General features: G+C 34.8%; 25 protein-coding genes. 14 read left to right on the top strand and 11 right to left on the bottom strand.

Features of this window, described 5'->3' with window-relative positions:
• From rrp42 to QW128_06100, 7 genes are read left to right on the top strand one after another with little or no spacing between them, the layout of a single operon-like run.
• Positions 1-816, top strand: coding sequence for an exosome complex protein Rrp42 (gene rrp42 / locus QW128_06130; GenBank protein ID MEM3833154.1), 816 nt, complete (start codon positions 1-3; stop codon positions 814-816).
• A 7-nt stretch (positions 817-823) separates the two neighbouring features.
• On the top strand, positions 824-1,111 hold the full coding sequence (locus QW128_06125; GenBank protein MEM3833153.1) for a 50S ribosomal protein L37ae: 288 nt from the start codon (positions 824-826) through the stop codon (positions 1,109-1,111).
• Positions 1,000-1,665, top strand: a complete 666-nt coding sequence (locus QW128_06120) for a hypothetical protein (GenBank protein ID MEM3833152.1) — start codon at positions 1,000-1,002, stop codon at positions 1,663-1,665. Before QW128_06125 ends, QW128_06120 begins: the two co-directional genes overlap by 112 nt.
• Positions 1,655-1,966, top strand: coding sequence for a KEOPS complex subunit Pcc1 (locus tag QW128_06115; GenBank protein ID MEM3833151.1), 312 nt, complete (start codon positions 1,655-1,657; stop codon positions 1,964-1,966). The genes QW128_06120 and QW128_06115 overlap by 11 nt, the downstream gene beginning before the upstream one ends.
• Before the next feature lie 2 nt (positions 1,967-1,968).
• Positions 1,969-2,358 carry a prefoldin subunit beta gene (locus QW128_06110; GenBank protein ID MEM3833150.1) on the top strand — a complete coding sequence of 130 codons (390 nt, stop codon included), beginning with the start codon at positions 1,969-1,971 and terminating at the stop codon, positions 2,356-2,358.
• 9 nt (positions 2,359-2,367) lie between these two features.
• Positions 2,368-2,631, top strand: coding sequence for a hypothetical protein (locus QW128_06105; protein MEM3833149.1), 264 nt, complete (start codon positions 2,368-2,370; stop codon positions 2,629-2,631).
• Positions 2,625-3,623, top strand: a complete 999-nt coding sequence (locus tag QW128_06100) for a DHH family phosphoesterase (protein MEM3833148.1) — start codon at positions 2,625-2,627, stop codon at positions 3,621-3,623. Before QW128_06105 ends, QW128_06100 begins: the two co-directional genes overlap by 7 nt.
• Before the next feature lie 67 nt (positions 3,624-3,690).
• On the opposite strand, the gene QW128_06095 is transcribed toward QW128_06100, so the two are convergent.
• From QW128_06095 to gatD, 4 genes are read right to left on the bottom strand one after another with little or no spacing between them, the layout of a single operon-like run.
• Positions 3,691-4,767, bottom strand: coding sequence for a restriction endonuclease (locus tag QW128_06095; GenBank protein MEM3833147.1), 1,077 nt, complete (start codon positions 4,765-4,767; stop codon positions 3,691-3,693).
• Between the two features lie 9 nt (positions 4,768-4,776).
• Positions 4,777-5,055, bottom strand: a complete 279-nt coding sequence (locus QW128_06090; protein MEM3833146.1) for an acylphosphatase — start codon at positions 5,053-5,055, stop codon at positions 4,777-4,779.
• 54 nt (positions 5,056-5,109) lie between these two features.
• Positions 5,110-7,002 (bottom strand): Glu-tRNA(Gln) amidotransferase subunit GatE, encoded by a 1,893-nt coding sequence (gatE, locus tag QW128_06085; GenBank protein ID MEM3833145.1) that lies wholly within the window; start codon positions 7,000-7,002, stop codon positions 5,110-5,112.
• Positions 6,999-8,327, bottom strand: coding sequence for a Glu-tRNA(Gln) amidotransferase subunit GatD (gatD, locus tag QW128_06080; GenBank protein ID MEM3833144.1), 1,329 nt, complete (start codon positions 8,325-8,327; stop codon positions 6,999-7,001). The genes gatE and gatD overlap by 4 nt, the downstream gene beginning before the upstream one ends.
• A gap of 258 nt (positions 8,328-8,585) precedes the next feature.
• Here gatD and QW128_06075 point away from each other — a divergent pair, with 258 nt between their 5' ends.
• Positions 8,586-9,689 (top strand): DegT/DnrJ/EryC1/StrS family aminotransferase, encoded by a 1,104-nt coding sequence (locus tag QW128_06075; GenBank protein MEM3833143.1) that lies wholly within the window; start codon positions 8,586-8,588, stop codon positions 9,687-9,689.
• 4 nt (positions 9,690-9,693) lie between these two features.
• Entirely contained in the window at positions 9,694-10,041 is a 348-nt protein-coding gene (locus QW128_06070) for a cren protein (protein MEM3833142.1), read from the top strand.
• Here QW128_06070 and QW128_06065 read toward each other — a convergent pair.
• Complete coding sequence (locus QW128_06065; GenBank protein MEM3833141.1) at positions 10,038-10,448, bottom strand: hypothetical protein; 411 nt, start codon at positions 10,446-10,448, stop codon at positions 10,038-10,040. The two genes, QW128_06070 and QW128_06065, sit on opposite strands and share 4 nt — an antisense overlap.
• A 424-nt stretch (positions 10,449-10,872) precedes the next feature.
• The gene (locus QW128_06060) at positions 10,873-11,667 is read right to left on the bottom strand and encodes an RAD55 family ATPase (protein ID MEM3833140.1); all 795 of its coding nucleotides are present in this window, start codon (positions 11,665-11,667) and stop codon (positions 10,873-10,875) included.
• 108 nt (positions 11,668-11,775) lie between these two features.
• Here QW128_06060 and QW128_06055 point away from each other — a divergent pair, with 108 nt between their 5' ends.
• Complete coding sequence (locus QW128_06055) at positions 11,776-11,949, top strand: ribbon-helix-helix domain-containing protein (protein MEM3833139.1); 174 nt, start codon at positions 11,776-11,778, stop codon at positions 11,947-11,949.
• A 436-nt stretch (positions 11,950-12,385) separates the two neighbouring features.
• Here the strand turns inward: QW128_06055 and QW128_06050 are convergent, their stop codons facing one another.
• From QW128_06050 to QW128_06040, 3 genes are read right to left on the bottom strand one after another with little or no spacing between them, the layout of a single operon-like run.
• Positions 12,386-13,078 carry a phenylalanine--tRNA ligase beta subunit-related protein gene (locus QW128_06050; protein MEM3833138.1) on the bottom strand — a complete coding sequence of 231 codons (693 nt, stop codon included), beginning with the start codon at positions 13,076-13,078 and terminating at the stop codon, positions 12,386-12,388.
• A gap of 31 nt (positions 13,079-13,109) precedes the next feature.
• The gene (locus tag QW128_06045; protein MEM3833137.1) at positions 13,110-14,186 is read right to left on the bottom strand and encodes an inositol-3-phosphate synthase; all 1,077 of its coding nucleotides are present in this window, start codon (positions 14,184-14,186) and stop codon (positions 13,110-13,112) included.
• A gap of 39 nt (positions 14,187-14,225) precedes the next feature.
• Positions 14,226-14,858, bottom strand: coding sequence for a hypothetical protein (locus QW128_06040; protein MEM3833136.1), 633 nt, complete (start codon positions 14,856-14,858; stop codon positions 14,226-14,228).
• Between the two features lie 139 nt (positions 14,859-14,997).
• Here QW128_06040 and QW128_06035 point away from each other — a divergent pair, with 139 nt between their 5' ends.
• The 4 genes from QW128_06035 (at position 14,998) to QW128_06020 (ending at position 17,975) form a co-directional block, all read left to right on the top strand.
• On the top strand, positions 14,998-15,129 hold the full coding sequence (locus QW128_06035; GenBank protein ID MEM3833135.1) for a hypothetical protein: 132 nt from the start codon (positions 14,998-15,000) through the stop codon (positions 15,127-15,129).
• A gap of 297 nt (positions 15,130-15,426) precedes the next feature.
• Positions 15,427-17,016: a DUF2240 family protein gene (locus QW128_06030; GenBank protein ID MEM3833134.1), complete on the top strand. Its 1,590-nt coding sequence runs from the start codon at positions 15,427-15,429 to the stop codon at positions 17,014-17,016.
• Positions 16,940-17,206 carry a hypothetical protein gene (locus QW128_06025; GenBank protein ID MEM3833133.1) on the top strand — a complete coding sequence of 89 codons (267 nt, stop codon included), beginning with the start codon at positions 16,940-16,942 and terminating at the stop codon, positions 17,204-17,206. Before QW128_06030 ends, QW128_06025 begins: the two co-directional genes overlap by 77 nt.
• Positions 17,181-17,975 (top strand): geranylgeranylglyceryl/heptaprenylglyceryl phosphate synthase, encoded by a 795-nt coding sequence (locus QW128_06020; protein ID MEM3833132.1) that lies wholly within the window; start codon positions 17,181-17,183, stop codon positions 17,973-17,975. Before QW128_06025 ends, QW128_06020 begins: the two co-directional genes overlap by 26 nt.
• On the opposite strand, the gene hemA is transcribed toward QW128_06020, so the two are convergent.
• The gene (hemA, locus tag QW128_06015) at positions 17,965-19,203 is read right to left on the bottom strand and encodes a glutamyl-tRNA reductase (GenBank protein MEM3833131.1); all 1,239 of its coding nucleotides are present in this window, start codon (positions 19,201-19,203) and stop codon (positions 17,965-17,967) included. The two genes, QW128_06020 and hemA, sit on opposite strands and share 11 nt — an antisense overlap.
• Positions 19,173-19,856 carry an NAD(P)-dependent oxidoreductase gene (locus tag QW128_06010; protein ID MEM3833130.1) on the bottom strand — a complete coding sequence of 228 codons (684 nt, stop codon included), beginning with the start codon at positions 19,854-19,856 and terminating at the stop codon, positions 19,173-19,175. Before QW128_06010 ends, hemA begins: the two co-directional genes overlap by 31 nt.
• Positions 19,857-19,968 lie beyond the last annotated feature (112 nt).

Raw genomic sequence — 19,968 nt, 5'->3', positions numbered from 1 at the left:
ATGGAAACACTTCGTCAAAGATTTATTCCAAGCATAAAGAAAGAAAGCATAATTAAACTACTTGAAACCAATAAAAGAGATGATGGGCGTAGTTTACTAGATTTCAGAGAAATGGAAGTAAAACTTGGCATTATCAATAACGCTAACGGATCAGCACAAGTTCACCTAGGAAATACTATTGCAACTGTTGGTGTAAAAGTGGAACCAGGAAATCCATTTCCTGACGAACCCGACAAAGGAGTACTAATGGTGAACTCCGAATTTCCACCTGTAGCATCACCGGATTTTGAACCAGGACCACCTGATGAGAATGCAATAGAACTAGCGCGCATTGTAGACAGAGGAATCAGGGAATCAAAATTTATTAAACTTGAAGAACTTGTCATCATACCAGGACAAAAAGTATGGGTTGTTTGGGTTGATATATATGTTTTAAACCATGATGGAAACTTAATAGATGCCTCAGGTATTGCAACTGTTCTAGCCCTAATGAACACAAAGATTCCAAAAACTACTGTCGAAGCAGGTGGCATAAAGTTTTTAAATGAAAAATATCCTTTACCACTCAGGAGTCCTCCAGTCTTCATGACGTACGCAAAACTTAACAATAAGATATTACTCGACCCATCGCTAGATGAAGAACTAATATCTGACGCACGTTTAACATTGACAATAACCAGTGATAACATGATCTGCGCCATGCAAAAAGGCGGTAAAGGAACTTTTACATTGGAGGATATAAAGACTATAATAGATAACTCTATAAAGTTGTCCCCTATAATTAGAGAACGTATGCTGAAATTGGCATTAGGGTGAATGAAAGATGGGAAAATTAAAAGTTACAGGTCCTGCAGGGAGTTTTGGATCGAGATATGGTACTTCTTTAAGAAAACGTTGGATAGAAGTAATAACAGAATACAGAAAACCAAAAATTTGCCCGAAATGCGGTACCTTAGGACAGATAAAACGTATAAAATCTGGGTTATGGGTGTGTCATAAATGCGGAAATCTATTCGCTGGCGGAGCTTACGTAACAATCACACCAATAGGAAAAATGTCAGTAACAAAAATGACAATGAGTACAAAAGAAACTCAACAAACACAGCAATAACTACGTCAAGACGAGCCTCCGCACGTATAAAAACATTTGCAAAGGAATTAGCTTTCTCACTTAACGCAACTAGGATAAACAGAGGAAAAGCCTCAATAGAAGAATTCCTCATATTATCCAGAGAAAGTAATATAAAAAGGGTAATATTTGTAGATGGGTTACATGGAAATCCAAGCAGATTACGTATATACGATGCAACCAATACAAAATTATTAGGTTTCATATTAATAAAAAGTATCACTCTTTGGAGAGAATTACAAAACAGGATACGTTTCAGACCCAAAGGGGTAGTCATGATCTCAGAGGGAGACCCACTAGAATCCATAATATCAGATATGTTAAACATGACAATGGTAAGACAAGTCAGAGAAGTCCCACAAGGTTTTGGTGCATTGAGTTTAATAATAGGTAAAGATTTAATCACATTAAGATTTATTCATGTAAAAACATTAAAAGATTTCGGTCCAATAATAAGAATAAGAGGTATTATAAAAGGAGAGGAACGAGTGTTTAGTCCACCATTTATCATTAGAGATGAAAAAAATGAACAATAGATACAGAGAACAACCCACTAACGTTGTAAAAAATAGTAAAAAAATAAAGATGATAACATTAACATTAGAGTTAAATTTTAAAGATGAAAACGATGCCAAGATAGTTTATTCAGTATTAAACCCTGAAGTTAGAACAAAAATTTCTAAAGACGTGAGCTCATCTATTAAGTTAGAGGGAAGGCAAGTCTTTATATCTGTGCAAAGTTCTCAATTACCAAAGATGAGGGCTGTTATAAATTCATATGGAAGGTTAATAAGTGTGATTCATAAAATAATTAGTGTGGTTAAGGAGGTTGAATAATAGTGTCAGCAACATTACCCCCCGAGATCCAGAACCAAACAAACCGCGTGAAACAGCTAGAAGATCAATTAAAGCTAGTTGTAGCACGAAGACAACAAGTAAAAGCTGAACTAATTGACGTCGAAAGTGCACTAGCCGAGCTAGAAAAAATGAGCTCCGATGCTGTTGTTTACAAATCGATAGGAAATATTTTAGTAAAATCATCACGCGACGAATTAATCAGCGAGTTAAAAGAACATAAAGAAACATTAGAATTACAAGAAATGACACTAGGAAAACAAGAAACCAGCATGAGAAAACAATGGGAACAAGCTGTCGCCGATCTCAATGCATTACTCATTAAATATGGACTAATAAAAAGTGGAGGAACAGCAACTAGTAGCGGAAGTTAGGAAATAGAAATGAGGATAAACCCTGAAAAAGCCGAAAAAATCTGCATAAAAGCTGAGGCACATGCTAGAGAACTCTTAGTAGCAAAACTCGGAAAAGGACATACTCCAGATTTTTTCATAATTATCTCCTATAATCCAGAACTTGAATCCTTTGAAGTAGATATAGAGGTCATCACGCCTAAAGTTTTTAATATAAATGTTCAGAAGATCGTTGACGATGTAGTAGAAAAAGTCTTCATAGATATCGATAGAATGGTGAATGAAGATTGCTAATAAATAATAAGACTGCATTAATCAACTGGATCATTAACACTGATGCGCATAGAATACTCATTACAGGCCATGCTAACGCTGATCCTGATGCTGTAGCCAGCGCATTGGGCTTAAAAGAATTGATAACTAAAATAAAAAGTAGTACAATAATAATAGATATAACATTTCCTGAAGGCATAAGCGAATCCTCATCACGTGTACTAGAATCATTGAACTTTCTCGATGCGATAACATCTGTAGAACCTAACCATGACTGCTACATATTAGTTGATACATCAACACCTGAACAACTAGGCGAACTAGGTAAAAAAATATTGGAAAGTAAAAAACCTATAATCATAATAGACCATCATAAAATATTACCATCAGATAAAATAACTATCGTGTATGCTGATGAAAACTCCCCATCAAGCACTGAACTAGTTTATGACCTTTTCAGAGAATTTCTCCTTATACCCTCACAAAAAATTGCCCAACTTTTACTTACTGCAATAATATATGAAACCAGACGCTTCACGTTCGCCCGCACATTAACGTTCAAAACTGTTATAGATTTAATACAAGCAGGCGCAGACTATAACCTAGCTCAAGATCTAATTAAGCTTGAAATGGATTATTCCGAAAAAATAGCCAGGCTAAAAGCAGCTAGCAGAATTAGAGTATATTCTGTAGATAAAAAAATTATAGCAATAACGTGGATTGGAGCCTTTGAAGCTTCAGTCGCTAAATCATTGATTGATCTGGGAGCTGACGTAGTATTTGTTCTTAACACAGATGATAATGTAGTTTCCAGAATATCTGCCAGATCAAAGTCAAACATAGAGATCGATCTAAGCGAAATAATGATAAAAATCGCTAGGAAATTCAGCGGCATAGGTGGAGGACACAAGAACGCAGCAGGAGCGCATCTAAAAGGAGAAAGCGAACTAATCACAAGAGAAATACTAAAAGAATTAGAAACAAAAATGGGAAAACTCAAAAGACTAATATAGTGTTTTTAGTCTCATTACAAGCTTATTGTGCTATTTCGATATGCTGGTGTCAAGAATACAAATATATTTAAGGTTCCGACCATGCGCGCTTAGTAACTCCATCAATATATATATAACGTTCTCCTCCATCCTTATCAACTACAATCGCCTTATAAAATGGATAAAATATTGTTGTTGTCGATAAAACATCAAATGTGAAATTTCCAGAAAGTTTATCAAATAAATCGTTAATGCTCATTACTGATTTTTCAATAAGCAGTTCTTTTTCGCGCAAAGTAACTAACTTTCTCTCAATGATATTAGGATCTACTAGAATGTGAGATTTTCTTTGATTTAAACGTAAAGTATTCTTTTTTGTATCATGAGAGAAAACATGCTGATTAATCATATCCCTTATCAATTCTTTGCTGATCATTTTCTCTGCCTCATTCAGCAAAATTTCACCTTTTAAAGATAAAACAGCTAATATTCTCATCAGTGGATCATTAACGTTAACGTAAGATTCTCCACTCACTTTATAAAAACCTAAAACGTTTCCGTTTACCGAGTCTACCATTAAATAACGCTTTATGTATCTTTTCGTGGGTTTACTTATAAAATGACTGATGAATTCTACTACACGAACTTCAAATAAATATGTTGGATGAAAAACTAATGAGAAATTTTTGATACGTTCTGATTTGAAAAATAGTATCCGTCTCAGGTTTTTGAATACTATCCTTAATGCTTCATTTTTTGTTAAGGATACGGACAAGGCCTTAACATTTACTTCCTTTTCATCGATTTTCATTCTTTTCAATTTTTCAACTAGTATCTCATTATCCCAAAGATCTACTCCTTTACTTTGTGCTATGGCTATTGCTGAAGGTGTGAAACGTGATGAAGCTACAAGAATGGCCTTATCTGCACCAACATCCTCTTTAACTTCTGCTAACTTCATAACCCATTCTTTAGTCACAGGTTCAGAATAGTCCTTTGCCTCAACGATTACACGTATTTTACCTTCGGGACCCTCTTTCTCAGCATACACATCTATTTCATGTAAAGCTCCGCTCTTACCTTTAATTCTCAAATTTCTTGTTACGCTGTATCCTAATGACGAAAAATATTGAGCTATTCTTTCTTCTAATTGAGACCAGCTCAAAGTAGCTCACTAATATTCAATGTAGAAGTCATCATAATCATCCTTAGGCTCTTCATACTTTACATCAACTCTCTCAACAACAGCAGCGGGAGGTCCACGTCTACACCATTCAATAGCTTCTTCAACCGCCTCTTCATCGCCTTCAAAAATCGCTTCAACACTGCCATCAGGTAAGTTCTTAACATAACCTTTTAATCCAAGCCTCCTTGCAACACTTCTTGTAGTGGATCTAAAAAACACTCCTTGAACAATGCCATACACTCTTACATGCGCACGCTTAATACCCATTGCATTACAAAATACACAGATAAGAAATATAAAACTAACACTCAAAAAATCATATTAAAAATTGTTCTCTCTCATTCTCCTAATTTTTTCATCAATAATTTTTTTAGCTATACCCCCATCAAAACGTCCTCTTATCTGCTTCATCAACTCTTTCATCACCACATTACTCAAAAACTCAATTTTTACTGTACCCCTATACTTTTCAATAAGAGAATCTATGAGACGCCCTACATCCACCTCAGTCAACGGTGTTAAATTAAGAACTTTAAGTGAATCTTCAATCGAAGAGGACGGATTTCTGGCAAGCCATGCTAATATATCAGGCAAAGCCTCTTTTACTAATTCTCCTTTTGATAACTTTTTGAACACTTCTCTTAAAACCCTCTCTGTAAGATTTTCAATAGGCACACCCTCGCGTTTCAGACTTTTTAATGTTTGGGTCAGCATGGACGCAGCTATTGTTGAAGGTACTCCCAGTTTGACTGCCTCCATATAAAGCTCATAATAATCTGAATCAGCAATACTTATCGCTAACTCTTTGTTAAGTTTATGCAACTCCATTAATTCTTTCACCTTCTCTTCTAAAGTTTTAGGTAGTGAAATTTGCAAAACATCTAATAATTCTTTTGTAATAACAATTGGTGGAACATCGGTTTCAGGATACATTCTAGCAGATCCTGGTCTTGGTCTTGCATAACTAGTTGTTCCATCAGGTCTAGCAACCCTAGTTTCCTCTGGTATCATTACAAAAGCTTGCAATATACGCTGATACACAGCTTTCAAGCCTTCAATACAATTCTCCTCTGGTCCTCCAGTTATAATTATTGCGTCACCCTCTTCAGCTTTCATAAATTCCCTAAGCCTCTTCACTTCATCTAGAGTTATACCATAACTAGGTAGTTCATCAGTGTGTATAATACCAGTAACACCTCCCCAAAACTTTGCATAATCAGAAAGCTCTGTACCAAACCTCCTATTAGTCTGCAATTCAAATCCAAGAAAACCAGAGAAATTCTTAAGCTTCAGTGCATAGATTTTTTCATTGTTATCAATATATTTTCGCAAAACTTTACTGTTTGTACTTTCAAAAACTTTAGTCACATCAACGGGCTCAAAAGCCAGTGAATCTTTTCTAACCCTTTTATTAAGCTCATCCTTTAGCTTAAGAAGATTTAACTGCCTTAAGACCTCATACTCAACTACCTTACCTATAAGCTCTAACTCCTGAATACCCTTTATCTCAGTCTTTGCACCATTTCTAATCGAAATGTTGAGATCTTGACGTATCGTCCCTAAGCCTCTCTTCACTTTACCTGTAGACCTTAATAGTCTCCCAATTTTAAGGGCCACACGTTCAGCTTGTTCAGGTGAATGGATATCAGGACCTGTAGAAACCTCTATAAGTGGAATACCCATCCTGTCTAACCTGTAATACACCAATGAGCTCTTCTCATCAGTTTTTCGTGCAGCATCCTCCTCTAAAGAGATTGTTTGTATTGAAATAATCTCATTTCCATCCCTTACAAAACCTCCTAATGCTATTACAGCGGTTCTCTGAAAACCAGAAGTATTAGAACCATCAATAACTTCCTTCCTCATCACATGAACCTCATCAACTGGTATACTGTTAACCATTAAAGCAAAAGTTAACGCAATCTGTAATGCTTCCTCGTTAATCGAATGAGGGGGTTCCTCATCCATCTCTACAAGACACGTATTATTGTTATCACATAAATATATATAACTTCGCCCTCTTTTCATCTCAAATAACGCTGCGGGATCTACTTCACCCAATTCACTTCTAACAGCCCTAAGATATCTATGAAATCTAGTACTCTCTCTTTCACTTAGTTCAGTAGGACAAGAACAAAAAAGTTTATGTCTTGTATCAAGCTGTTGATGGACCTCAAGCCCAACTTTCAAGCCAATCGAATTATAATCAATCACTGTACGCACCTCCAGTTCTCAAGTGATCTTTCCTCTATCTCACCTGCTATATTCTGTAACATAACCTTTTTAGCATCTTTATAATCATAACCCTGACCCAAAACCCACATCAATTTAATCAAAGCTGTCTCAGGTAACATATCTTCGGCTCCTATCGCGCCAGCCGCAAGCAGTTCTCTTCCTCTAGAATAAACATTCATGTTCACCCTTCCCCAAATGCACTGAGATGCTATAACCACAACAACGCCCAACTCACTAGCACGCTGAATCGATTTCACAAACTCCATAGGAACATGCCCTAACCCTGTTCCTTCAATAACAATACCTCTATAATTCCTATCTAACAGATAATCAACTAACTCAGCACTAATCCCAGGATACGTTTTTATCAAAGCCACTCTAGATTCAAACTTAGAATATAGCTCAACACGTCGAGATTTATCACGGGGTAATAAATATCTACTATCAACAATTTTAATGACTTCACCATGAATCTCAGCAACAATGTTGGAATTCACAGTCCGAAACGCATCTCTCCTACTTGTATGTAACTTCCTAACCTTAGTACCTCTATGTACATGACAAACATCGTCATTAAGACCACCATGCATCACAACAACCACACCAGAATAAGGACCTCTCGTAGCATAAGTCACAGCAGACCTTAAATTAACAGCAGCGTCACTAGAAGGTCTATCCGAACTCCTCTGAGCACCAACAAAAACAACCGGTACAGGAAGATTTCTCAGAGCAAAACTTAACGCCGCCGCAGAATAGCCCATAGTGTCTGTACCATGCGCTATTATTACACCCTCACTCCCACTTATTATCTCATTAGCTACTACTTCAGCCATTCTCGACCAATATTCTGGCTTCATATCCTCACTAAAAATTTTTAAAAGCTCTATCAGCCTTACATCATACCTCTCATTAATTCCCGGAACAATCTCTACAAGATCAGCTACAGTAAAAGATGGCTTCACACCACCGGTCTCATAATCTATTCGGCTCATTATAGTTCCTCCAGCACCTATTAAAGTCATGAAGGGAAGACCCTTAAACTGAGGGGCTTGAATAGGCATCTGACTTTGCTTACCACGTTTCTTTACTTCAACTATAGTACTCTCATCAACAAACACTCCTATATTATATCCATTCTCCAACTTTATCGTTATGTGATCAGAATCTGCAGTTTCATAACGTGGCATTAATATTCCAGTATAAGTCAGGCCTCTTGATTTAATTATAATCACATCACCTATACTAGCATTTACACTCTCTAAAATCCTTCTTACGTGACCTCTATATCCATAAAGAGGATCCAACACTTAACACCAAGTATCATAATAAATCGCATTCAAATAAATACTCTCTCACATACTATACATGAAACTTCATTCAAACCAATTATATTTATAAAACTCAATAATAAAGTGCCCCTAGCATAATCAACTAACCTCAAGAAAGTTCTAATACCTACTTCAAGACAATCAATTCCAGAATAGATCTTTTAAGACTTTCTCACCAAATCTTTTATGTAAATTATTAGAAAGTATTTATCTTGGTTACCTATTAATATTGTTATGATACCAATTAATAAACCGTTGATTGGGAAGGAGGAAATAGAGGCAATTTATGATGTGATTAATTCTGGTGTACTCACGAGCGCCTCTGTTGATGGTGGTCCTAAAGTTCGTGAGTTTGAATCAAAGTTTGCTAGTTTTGTTGGTTCTAGATATGGTGTTGCCGTGAATAGTGGTACTGCAGCTTTACATCTAGCCTTGTTGGCCGCTGGAGTTGGTCCTGGTGATGAAGTTATAGTACCACCGTTCACTTTTGTTGCTACTGCTACTGTGGTGCTTTTGGTTGGTGCTAGGCCTGTTTTTGTTGACATTGATCCTGAAACATATAATATTGATCCTGAGAAAGTTAGGAGGTTGATATCTCCGAAGACTAAGGCTATAATACCTGTTCATCTTTATGGATTGCCTGCTGAAATGGACGCCTTAATAGAGATTGCTAGAGAGCATAATATTGTTGTGATAGAGGATGCGGCGCAAGCACACGGTGCATCTTATAAAGGTCGCATAGCTGGCTCTATTGGGGATATGGGGTGCTTTAGTTTTTATGCAACAAAGAACATGACCACTGGTGAAGGTGGCATGATAACTACTGATAATAAAGAGTATTGGGAGCGTTTAAAAATGTTAAGAACGCATGGTCAGGTTAAAGGTTATGATCCGCACGTGCTTGGATACAATTATAGAATGCCTGAAATTGAGGCTGCAATAGGTCTCGTTCAGCTTTCTAAGCTTCCACGTTTTCTTGAGGCTAGAAGAAGAAATGCCATGATACTTAACGATTTACTTAGTGAGTTCAAGAGTTTGAAATTACCTTATGAACCTACAGGAATTAGGCACTCATGGTATCTTTATACTATTGGTGTTAATAATGATAGGGATGCTCTTCGGAATGGCTTAAATAAGTTAGGCATTAATGCTGCAGTATATTATGAAACACCAGTTCATTTAACACCGCTGTTTTATAAAATGGGTTTTAGAAAGGGAATGTATCCTGTGGCTGAATACGCTTCTCAGCATGTCTTATCACTTCCTATTCATCCAGGATTAGGCGAGAATGATATGGTATTTATATATGAGAGTATAAAGAAAATGTTAGTGGTGTAAGAAAATGAAGGGTGAGATTGAGAAGGTTATATCATTGAGAACTGAAGGTCCGGCTGATATAGCTAGAGTTGCAGCAGCAATCATAGTTATGGGACAACCTATGTATTTAATACATTTTAAGCATGATGAAAAGCACGTTTACGGAATGTTAGCAATATTTCACGATTATTATGGGTTTAATGGAATACCTATTTTCTACTACTTTATTTCCGAGAGTGACATGGGAAAATATTTGCTTGTGAAGGTTGATGATTCTGGAGAGTATGTGAGATTTTCAGATAAGATAATGACCGGTTGGACTCCTATACCTATAATGACACTTACTGAAAAGCCTAGTTTCATACAAATTTAATGTGATGGCACCTCAGTGGTTTTAGGAGGACCACCCTTTATTTCTAGTGTTACAAAAGATGGTGATGGAATTTTTTCTATTATTTCCATGTTAGCTGTCACTTTTCCTAATTCTATGAATTTGCCTTTGCTGTTCTCTAAAAATATCATTAATGCTCTGTGAATTGGATCATAAACCACATCGCCTGGTTTAAAGGTCTTTTCCTCACGTGCTGGAGGCGAGGAAATACTTACTTGAAGTACTGCATAAGTTCCTAAATTTGAAAAAATGACCTCTACTTTAAGTGTTTTTAATGCTACAAGTCTCTCAATTCTTTCTACAAGAACGGGATGTTTTGATCTCTCTAATGTTATCTCGAACGTTCCTATTCTTGTATTTACTATAATTGGTACAGTTTCCAGTGACATGGTAATTCATGTCTATTTTATACTCATTAGAATATATAATTAACGTAGTCTCAGAATAATGCTGCAACATGGAATTCAACATATCCTCGTATAGAATCTTCATGAGAATTCTCACAACTTTTAACTCTGGAACTTTATATCCTTCTAATAATTTAACAATCATATATGCTTCTTTAGATGACAAGCCATAATAGCACATTAGAAAATCTTTTCCTATTCTTGTAACACTTAATTTGTTCATAGTTTGGTTTATAAGCTCGACTACTATATTTTGAAGTTTTTTAATATCTTGCGTTTGAAAACAGTCCATGTTTAAGTGCACATATTCGGGCATCTCTCTCACATCTCAGTTAGCATAAAAAGAGTATAAAAAGATATTACACACACGTCCGAAAAATTATTATTTTGTGATTATATAACTTTATTATACAATCATATTTAAATCCTTCATTAACTTCGTTAACTCATCTTTAGATAATGCACTAATTCCAGATCTTTCTATTTTATAGTGTATCCATTGATTTTTATGTGGTGCGCCTTTTATTTTTCTCACTCTTATCTGTCTCACTAAAATTCCTTGTTGCATTAGATATGGATCGTAACGCAAATCTATGATCCCATCCACTAGATAATCTATTATCTGCTCTATCTCATCAAAACCTTTTATCCCAAAGTGTACTGAGGCAAAAAGAGGTATTTTCTTTGCTTTAGCAATATTTTCTCTAATCGATTTTACAGCATCGAGTATCATTAATGGTTCCGCTGACGACATTAATTCTGTTAAAGAATCTATGAGAACTATAGCTTTTGGTGACGAAAGATTCTCAACAACACTGAAAAGCGTGCTTGTAACCAATGGTAGATTTTTAGGATTCTCAACATAAACTATGTGTGACGTTTCTTCCTCTATGGGCTTCCTTATCTTTAAAGTTATACAATCAATAAAAATGACTCTCTTAGCTTTAATGTACTTATTAATATTCCATCCCGTAATACTCATATTCTGAATAACTGAACGTGGCGTGTCATCACTTACTAAATATATTACTGAAAATCCTCGTCTCAAAAAATTTATCGCCAGCTGTTGAAGCATAAAAGTTTTACCTATACCTCCCTCACCAGAAATTGTAATAAAACTATTTAGAGGAAAACCTTTATAAAGTACAGTATCCAATAATGAAATACCAGTTTTTACAAAAGGTATCTTAAAACGTTCCATGTATCCTCACCGCTACATTTAATAAATTAACAAAACAATCAATTATCCTTCTGCTAGCCAAAATCATTTTAATACTATAGTGTGTATAAAGTAATACGGTGATAATACATGATGACGCTTACACTAAAAATACCAGAACGATACATAAAAGAACTAGATGAACTAGTAAAACAGGGCATCTTCACATCCAGAAGCGAAGCAGTGAGATTCGCACTAAGAGAATTAATCAGAAAAGAAAAAATCATAAACAAAAAACGCATCTATAAAATTACTGGACTATAAGTTGCATCTCTTAACTTTTTATAAAGATGAGTACTCAGAAAGCCTAGAGATTTAACTTTGGAATGTGCAAAAGTTTAAGCATAATGTTAATTCATTAAATTTTTTCCAGTAAACATGGGTCCATAGGGTAATGAGCTCTATGAGATAGTGGAACTGCGAGCACCTCAAACCAACAAATGAGGGAACGAGCATAAAACCTTATCCTAAACGCTGGAAACTCCCGACTTTAGTCGAGGAGCAGCTCACATATAAAATCACACGCACCTTAGAATAAGAGGCACTAAATTTCTAGTTTTTCTTAGGTGCAAAACCAAAAATGAATAAAATAATTAAAATTCCCACACAAAAAGGATACTCGCTACTCTTTAAACGCTTTTTTTAACACTTTCCACAACATATATTATTTGAGATGAATAATGAATTTTTTGTATCATGTTTAACAAATTTTGATTATTCGGGTTTCGGCTGTTTGTCCTCCTGAGTACTTAGTTATTAATTTTAATGTTTCTTCAAGTGCTTCATTTATTAAATCTTTGCTGATGCTTGGTACTCCTAGTGACAACACTAGTATGTTTTTTGTTTTATGTGTTATCATTGTTTCGCTCGAATCTCTATGTGGATATAAATGTATTATTCGCTTGTTATCGGCTAATATAGGTTGTCCTTCTTTCACAACCTCCTTTTCACCACCAATTGGCACAAAGTATTCATTGCTTTTTGATAGACGAAGTGTTATTGTTCCTTCAATATTGTCAGCATCGTAAAGTCCTATTGGTATGAATGTTAGCAATGATGCGATGTTTCCTGCATCAACTACATTATTTATTGTTGGTATGCTCTTATTTTGAAGTACTCTCCTAATTAATGCTTCGCTGCTCGGCCTTTGTTTTGTTGGGTCTATTCTGATTCTCCAATAAAAATCGCGGTAAGTTCTAATTATTGGATGTTTAATTATATTCTCTATAGTGAGTTTGGATTTAATATTGTTCTCAACGTTTTTAAGTTCATTAATTTGTTCATAATTAGATTTTTGTACTGTGGCATTTATTATAAATCCTAATCCAATCCATGAATTTTTTAAGAAACTACATGTTTGATCATCTATTAGTAGTTTACCGTTCCAAACCATGTTTTTACTATGTTTTAAAAGTTTATTTAAGTTATCTTTTTCTTTTTCCCTTAATGAAATCCTCTACCCATTTTACTGCTTGATCAGCAGGTGCATGAACTGGTGGATGTTTAAATGCGTATGAGGAGATTGAGATTAACGGTCCACCGATTCCCCGATCTCTAGCTATTTTTATTGCTCGTACCACATCTATCATAACTCCTGCAGAGTTTGGTGCATCCCAGACGTCAAGCTTTACATCAATGGTGACAGGCGTATCTCCAAAGTATACTCCTTCGATCATTATATGTGCAATTTTTTTATTTTTTAGAAATGGGACGTAATCGGATGGTCCAATCTTTACATCAAAACTGTAGGGGACCATTGATGTTACTGCCGAGGTTTTGCTGATCTCTTTCGATTTAAGACGTTCCCTCTCAAGCATGTTAAGGAAATCCGTGTCACCACCAAAGTTTAATTGATATGTTCGTAATATCTTAACACCTCTGTTTACTAATAACCTAACTAGAGTTTTATGAAGCACAGTAGATCCTATTTGACTTTGTACGTCATCACCAGCAACTGGTAAACCTTTTTTTCTGAATTTTCTTTGCCATTTTGGATCTGATGCAATAAAGACTGGCATAGCATTAGCAAACGCAACACTTGCATCAAGACTCTGTTGAGCATACCACCTAGCTGCATTTTCTGATCCAACAGGAACATAATTAATCAGCACATCAGCTCCTACACTTTTTAATACATCTGCTACATCTACATACTTTGAATGAGGATTTATTTTTATCACATCTTTAAGATATTTACCAATACCATCTAGTACTGGTGCTCTCATCACCTCTACTCCGAGCTTTGGCACCTCACTAAAGTGTCGTGTATTGTTAGGAGGAGTAAATATAGCTTCTGAAAGATCCTTTCCTATTTTTCTCTCATCTACATCGAATGCTGCAACAAATTCTATATCACTTACATGATAGGGTCCAAATTTTACATGAAGTAATCCAGGCACAAAACTATTTTCATCAGCTTTCCTATAATAGTACACTCCCTGAACAAGCGCCGATGCGCAATTTCCTACACCTGCAATAGCAACTTTCACTTTACCCAACATTCACACCCAGTATATCTACAAATGTAGATGTATATATAATTATTGCTTAACCTTTTGCTTACACAATCGATTTTCGATTTTCCTAATTATCGTGTGAATGTCGTCATTTAACGATACAGTAATAACATTAACATCTCCACCAGGCCCTTCTTTTGCTATTATGAACCCATTAAGCATTTTTCTTATATGAGCAACTTTTTTAGACGATCCTTCCACGTAAAATCCATCAAATATACCTACTTTACTAGCTTGCTTAATTAATTGTTTTTTGTGATTTCTGTATGAATTTATTATGATCGCAAATGTATCATCACGTACAGCTGCAAATTTCTCAAAATGAGAATTGACGTATAACGGATCAGTAATTAATATATCAAACCCATATTCTTTAAAAATACTTGGATCAATATTGATGTACGGCACAGTAGAATAATCGGCCGCAGAGAGTAGATCATTACCATAAATATAAGGTAGCAAGTTTTTAGAAATGTACTCTAATCCAAACGTAACTATATTTTGTGTTTCAATGATAACACCGTTTATCGATCGACTAACATACTTCACTAACTTTTTACTCTTCTCGAATGCATTTTTTGTAAAAAATGGTTCAAGATAAATCATCAATCCAAAATCTTCTTTAGCACGTTCTAATATTTTTGAGTTTTGTTGCATCTCATCTCTTATTTCTAAGATAAAGAATTTAAGATTTAATGAAAACTAATACCTTTCGAAATGTAAAACTAAATTAACTAAGGGAATTAGAGTATCGTTAAATTAATTAATACGTAGTTGTAATCATTTTTGAGGAGAGATGGCAGGCATAGCTGACATAATTGGATACTTTAATTATTTATATCGAGTATTGGTTGTTATTGCAATCTTCTTGCTGATAGCATACTACTATTATGCTACTACACATTCGCATGCATCTGAGAAGAAGTGAACCTCTCCACGGCTTAAAGTTGGGAGTTTCCAGCGTTTAGGATAAGGTTTTATGCTCGTTCCCTCATTTGTTGGTTTGAGGTGCTCGCAGCTCCACTATCTCATAGAGCTCATTACCCTATGGACCTATGTTTACTGGAACAAATTTAATGAATTAACATTATGCTTAAACTTTTGCACATTCCAAAGTTAAATCTCTAGGCTTTCTGAGTACTCATCTTTATAAAATTATTAATTTGAATACGTTTAGAGTTAAATGTTTGTTTATACTTAATTAAATTGCTAGTGTGAGCTGAGAGTGAAAGAGGAGGAGAAGGAGCAGTTCGAAAAAATACTGGAAAGTATAGTTAGTAAGTATCCTAAAATAAGTAAGGATGAGCTCGTAAGGATGATTAATGAAAAGATTAATAGTCTAGGTGGTATGATCAATAGAGATGTAGCAGCTCTCCTTGTTGCCCAAAGTTTAGGTCTTGATGTGACAAATTTGGTTGGTCCTTACAGAAAGGAATACAAATCACACATATTAGCATCTGGACTTAGAGGTATAACAATAATAGGCAAAGTAATGTATGTAAGTCCTTTGAGGACAATTAATGTTAATGATGAAAAGAAGTCTTTTGTAACTGTGATTCTGAATGATGATAGTGGAAATAACATTGAAGTAACATTCTGGGGCTCTATGGTACAGAGTGCTTTAAAGCTTCGCATGGGTTATACTGTGGAAATTTATGGAGGTACGGTGAAGGAGCTTACACCTGAGGCTAAGATTAATGTAAGTAGAGGTTCAATAAAAATTCTAAACCAGGGAGAACCAGAATTTAGAGATATTATCGCGGAACATGCATCAGCTACTGTTATTAGCGGTCACGTTGTTGATCTTTATGATACGGGTGATGATGGCTATCCAGTGGCTGTATTAATTAGATCAGATAACTTACAACACAGAGTATTGTTTACTAATGAACAAGCAAAGAAATTGTATAGCAAAGCCTATGTGATATTAAAAGGATGTTTTATAAGGTCTTTAAGTGAGAATGTTGTAGATTCGATGATGAGCGTGGACGGTATTATAGATACTTATGAAAAAGAGGCACCACAAATCGTTGAAATTTTAGACGTTGATTCTGTTTATAATCTAAAAACATCATCATACATAAATATAACTGGGCTAATTAGAAATGTTAATGATAAAATTTTCATGCTAGGAGCAAATTTTTGTATACCTGTAAAAAGTACTCAATATCTGAATGATGGAGTGTTTACCCTTAAAGGCATACTGTTTGGAAATTTAAATAAACCAATTTTAATCGTTGATAAGTTTTCTAAAATAATACAAGAACAGAGCGAGGTAAAAAAAGATGCTAGCAGAAATATTCAATTTGAGATTAATAGATATTATTATATACATGGAAAACTAAGTAACATTAAATATATTGAGTTAATTAGAACATGTCCTGTATGTGGATTCAAGCTTAATTCTTGGGAGAATTTTTGTAGTAAATGCGGTTATAAAGGTCCATTTAACTCTATACCAGAACTCTCATTTGTACTCACGAATAATCTAGGATCTATAGAAGTAGTATTTCATGGTAAGGATTCATGCATTTTAATAGGTTATGATGAACAAGCTATCATTGATGCTGTAGAGTTAGGCATTATCAATTACTTAAAAGAACTAATTGAAGACTCTATTAAAGGTTCTGAACTAATAATAGGTGGTTCAGTAAAAGACGTCAAACCACTCATTATCGCGAGAGAAGTATATAAGCTTAAAAGTAATGAACATGATAAGATAGCAGGGGAGAGTAAGCGTGGGAGGGAGGAAGAGAAGAAAGAAGCTAGTGAAAAGAGTAATAAAGAAGATTCCCAAAATATTCACGTGCCCTAGATGCGGTAGACAGTCAGTGAGTGTTGAATTTAATAATAATCACACTGAAGCATACGTCAAGTGTGCATATTGTAATTTAAGTGGCCACGTTCAAGTGAAAAAAATTCATGAGGCTGTTGATGCGTACAGTATGTTTGTCGATGATTATTATGGAGGTAAAATTAGTGAAGCTAGGGTCGGTAGAACTTAAGATTAATAGACTTATAAAGGAACAGGGTGCTATACATTTAACACTAATAGATCCTGATAAAATGCTAGTTGAAGATGCAGTAAATGCTGCAAAAATAGCCGAAAAAATTGGTAGTTCCGCAATACTTGTAGGGGGATCCATCGGCGTTACTTCTCATGAAGCCGATAAAACCGTAAGATCATTAAAGAAAGTTATCAAGCTACCTATAATAATATTCCCAGGAAGTATTAGCAATTTAACACCTTATGCTGATGCTGTGCTTTATATTTCATTACTAAACTCACATAATACATATTTCATAGTGGGAGCTCAAATTTCTGCAGCACCAATAATATGGAAATATAAACTTGAAACAATACCTACTGCATATTTAATAATGGGCGAAGGAGGGGCTGCTGGTTTTATAGGTGATGCAAAACCGATTCCCTATACACGTCCTCAAATTGCTGCTGCCTATGTGCTAGCAGCTCAAATGATGGGTATGAGATATGCATATTTGGAAGGGGGCTCAGGAACGACAACACCAGTTCCGCGATCGGTGATTTCTTATGTAAAAAAGTTTGCTAATATTAAAATTATAGTAGGTGGTGGCATTAGAAATAAAGAAACTGCTAAGGATATTGTTGCCGCTGGAGCTGATATAATAGTCACTGGAACCATAACTGAGGGCATCGATAATACAGAACTTGAAAATAGATTAAAAGAGATAATTAACGGTGTAAAGGAAGGCGTAAAATTAAGAAATATGAAATCTCACGCTAACTTTTAATATTATTATTGATATACTCTAGTAAACGTAATGCATTATCATCCCCCTTATACGCTAGCAATAAAATACTTTCTATAATAGGTTGTATTGAGTGTTTTATTAACGATTTACTCATTAAATCTATTACAGTCTCTGTTTCATTTCCATTTTTTAACTTTCTAAGAGCATAAGAAATCGCATCTCTTCTTGTACTTTCAATATAATTCATCAGTTTAGATAAATATTCATTAACTATAACTCTTATTAGAAATTTATCTAATAGCATAATACTTTTCTTAATAGAAGACTCAGTCTCATGTATCCAATTTTTCTCAATATTTTGTTGTATTTGGGTTTCTAGCATTTTTAATGTTATTACCTTTTCATTATTTATTTGTTGTACAACGCTTGGTACAGAGATGTCAATGATTAAAGGAATAGAACTACTCTCATTTAATTGTATAGAAAAATTCTTACCTGAGATTGCAATGAAAACAACATCAACAGTCTCTAATAAATGTGATACATTAGGTAATAATATCCCACGTCCATTAAATTCAGATGCTAGTGCGTTAACCTTCTCGATTGACCTGCCAGCAATGATCAGAGTTTCTGTTTTAAAATTACTAATAGCTTTTAAGATTCCTCTAGCAGCCTTACCTGTACCAATAACCAAAACTTTTCTATTATTCAATCCTTTAAGATATTTATTTGCGAAATCTACTGCTAAATCTGGTATACCTATTATGTTTTTCTCACCTTTTCTAACATCAATACCAAGTTCCACTGCTTTTTTAAAGATAGTATTTAATACTTTACCTAAAGAACCTGATTGTCCAGCAACCTTCAAGGATTCCTTTACCTGGTCCACAATTTCCCATTCACCAATCATCAACGATTCTAAACCAGATGCAACTCTGAATATATGTTCTATCGCTTCATAACCGACCATAATATTTACATATTTTCTCACATCATATTCTGCTAGGCGTGACAGATAATTTGTTATATATTCGGAATCGCATTTTTCATTTGTATAACAATAGATTTCGAATCTATTACATGTTTGTAATATTATTAACTCCTTAGCATTCAATTCCTTTTTGAGAAAACGAATTTCTTCCTTAATATTAGTTAGTTGAAGTTTCCCTATTAATGATAATGGGGCGGTCTTATGATTAATACTATAGCAGTAAATCCTATTAAGTATGATATTAATTAATGGACTTTGATATTTTTCTGGGTCCATTCTAATATCATCTCCTCTGCAAATTTCTTTGCTTTTTCAATATTACCATCAGAGACAAGTTTTCTGATCTCAGGATGATTATAAATTGTATGATAAATTTCTCTTCTTACTCTCCATGGTATGTTTTTTCTTCTCATGAATATTTTTAAGTCTCCCATTAAATGCATTAATGCTATGAGATCTTTTTGCTGTGATAGAAAGTCTTTTATTCTTTCTAAAGCTTCCATTACTGCTAAAGAACTTAATCCACCAGAAATCATAGCTATTCTAAAAGAATCAACATTAGTTTCTATTCCCATAGCCACTTGAGTTCTTTCAGCATCACTAGCAAGGTCATAGAGTTTTCTATACTCATGGCATAATTCGATTATTATATCATCAATGCTCCGTTGATCATTAAGGGCAGATATTATAAAATCATTTTCCGATATTAATTTTTCCAATAACTCTATATCACGAGCATCACCATGTATTAATCTTAAGCGGGCCCCCTCACTTGCCATTTTTTTAAGAGACTCAGAATGTTCAAGAGCAAGAACGGTAACTGTAGCTCCAGCTGAAAGAAGCCTATGCGCCTTTTTTGTACCTTCCTCACCACCACCAACAATGAGAACTCTTAAATTCTCCATCTCCACAAAGAGTGGTATTCTCATAATTCTTACGCCTAACTGTAATTTAAGAAGTTGATAATTTATTTGTTTTGAAACACATTGTTACCAACACTAGTTACATAATAAATACCGTCAGAAGTCTGAGCTCTGGCTG

The organism is Thermoprotei archaeon (assembly GCA_038881895.1).
Taxonomy (GTDB): domain Archaea; phylum Thermoproteota; class Thermoprotei; order Gearchaeales; family WAQG01; genus JAVZOV01.
The sequence above is the reverse complement of the archived record's forward strand: the minus strand, read 5'-3'. Positions and strand labels throughout refer to the sequence as shown.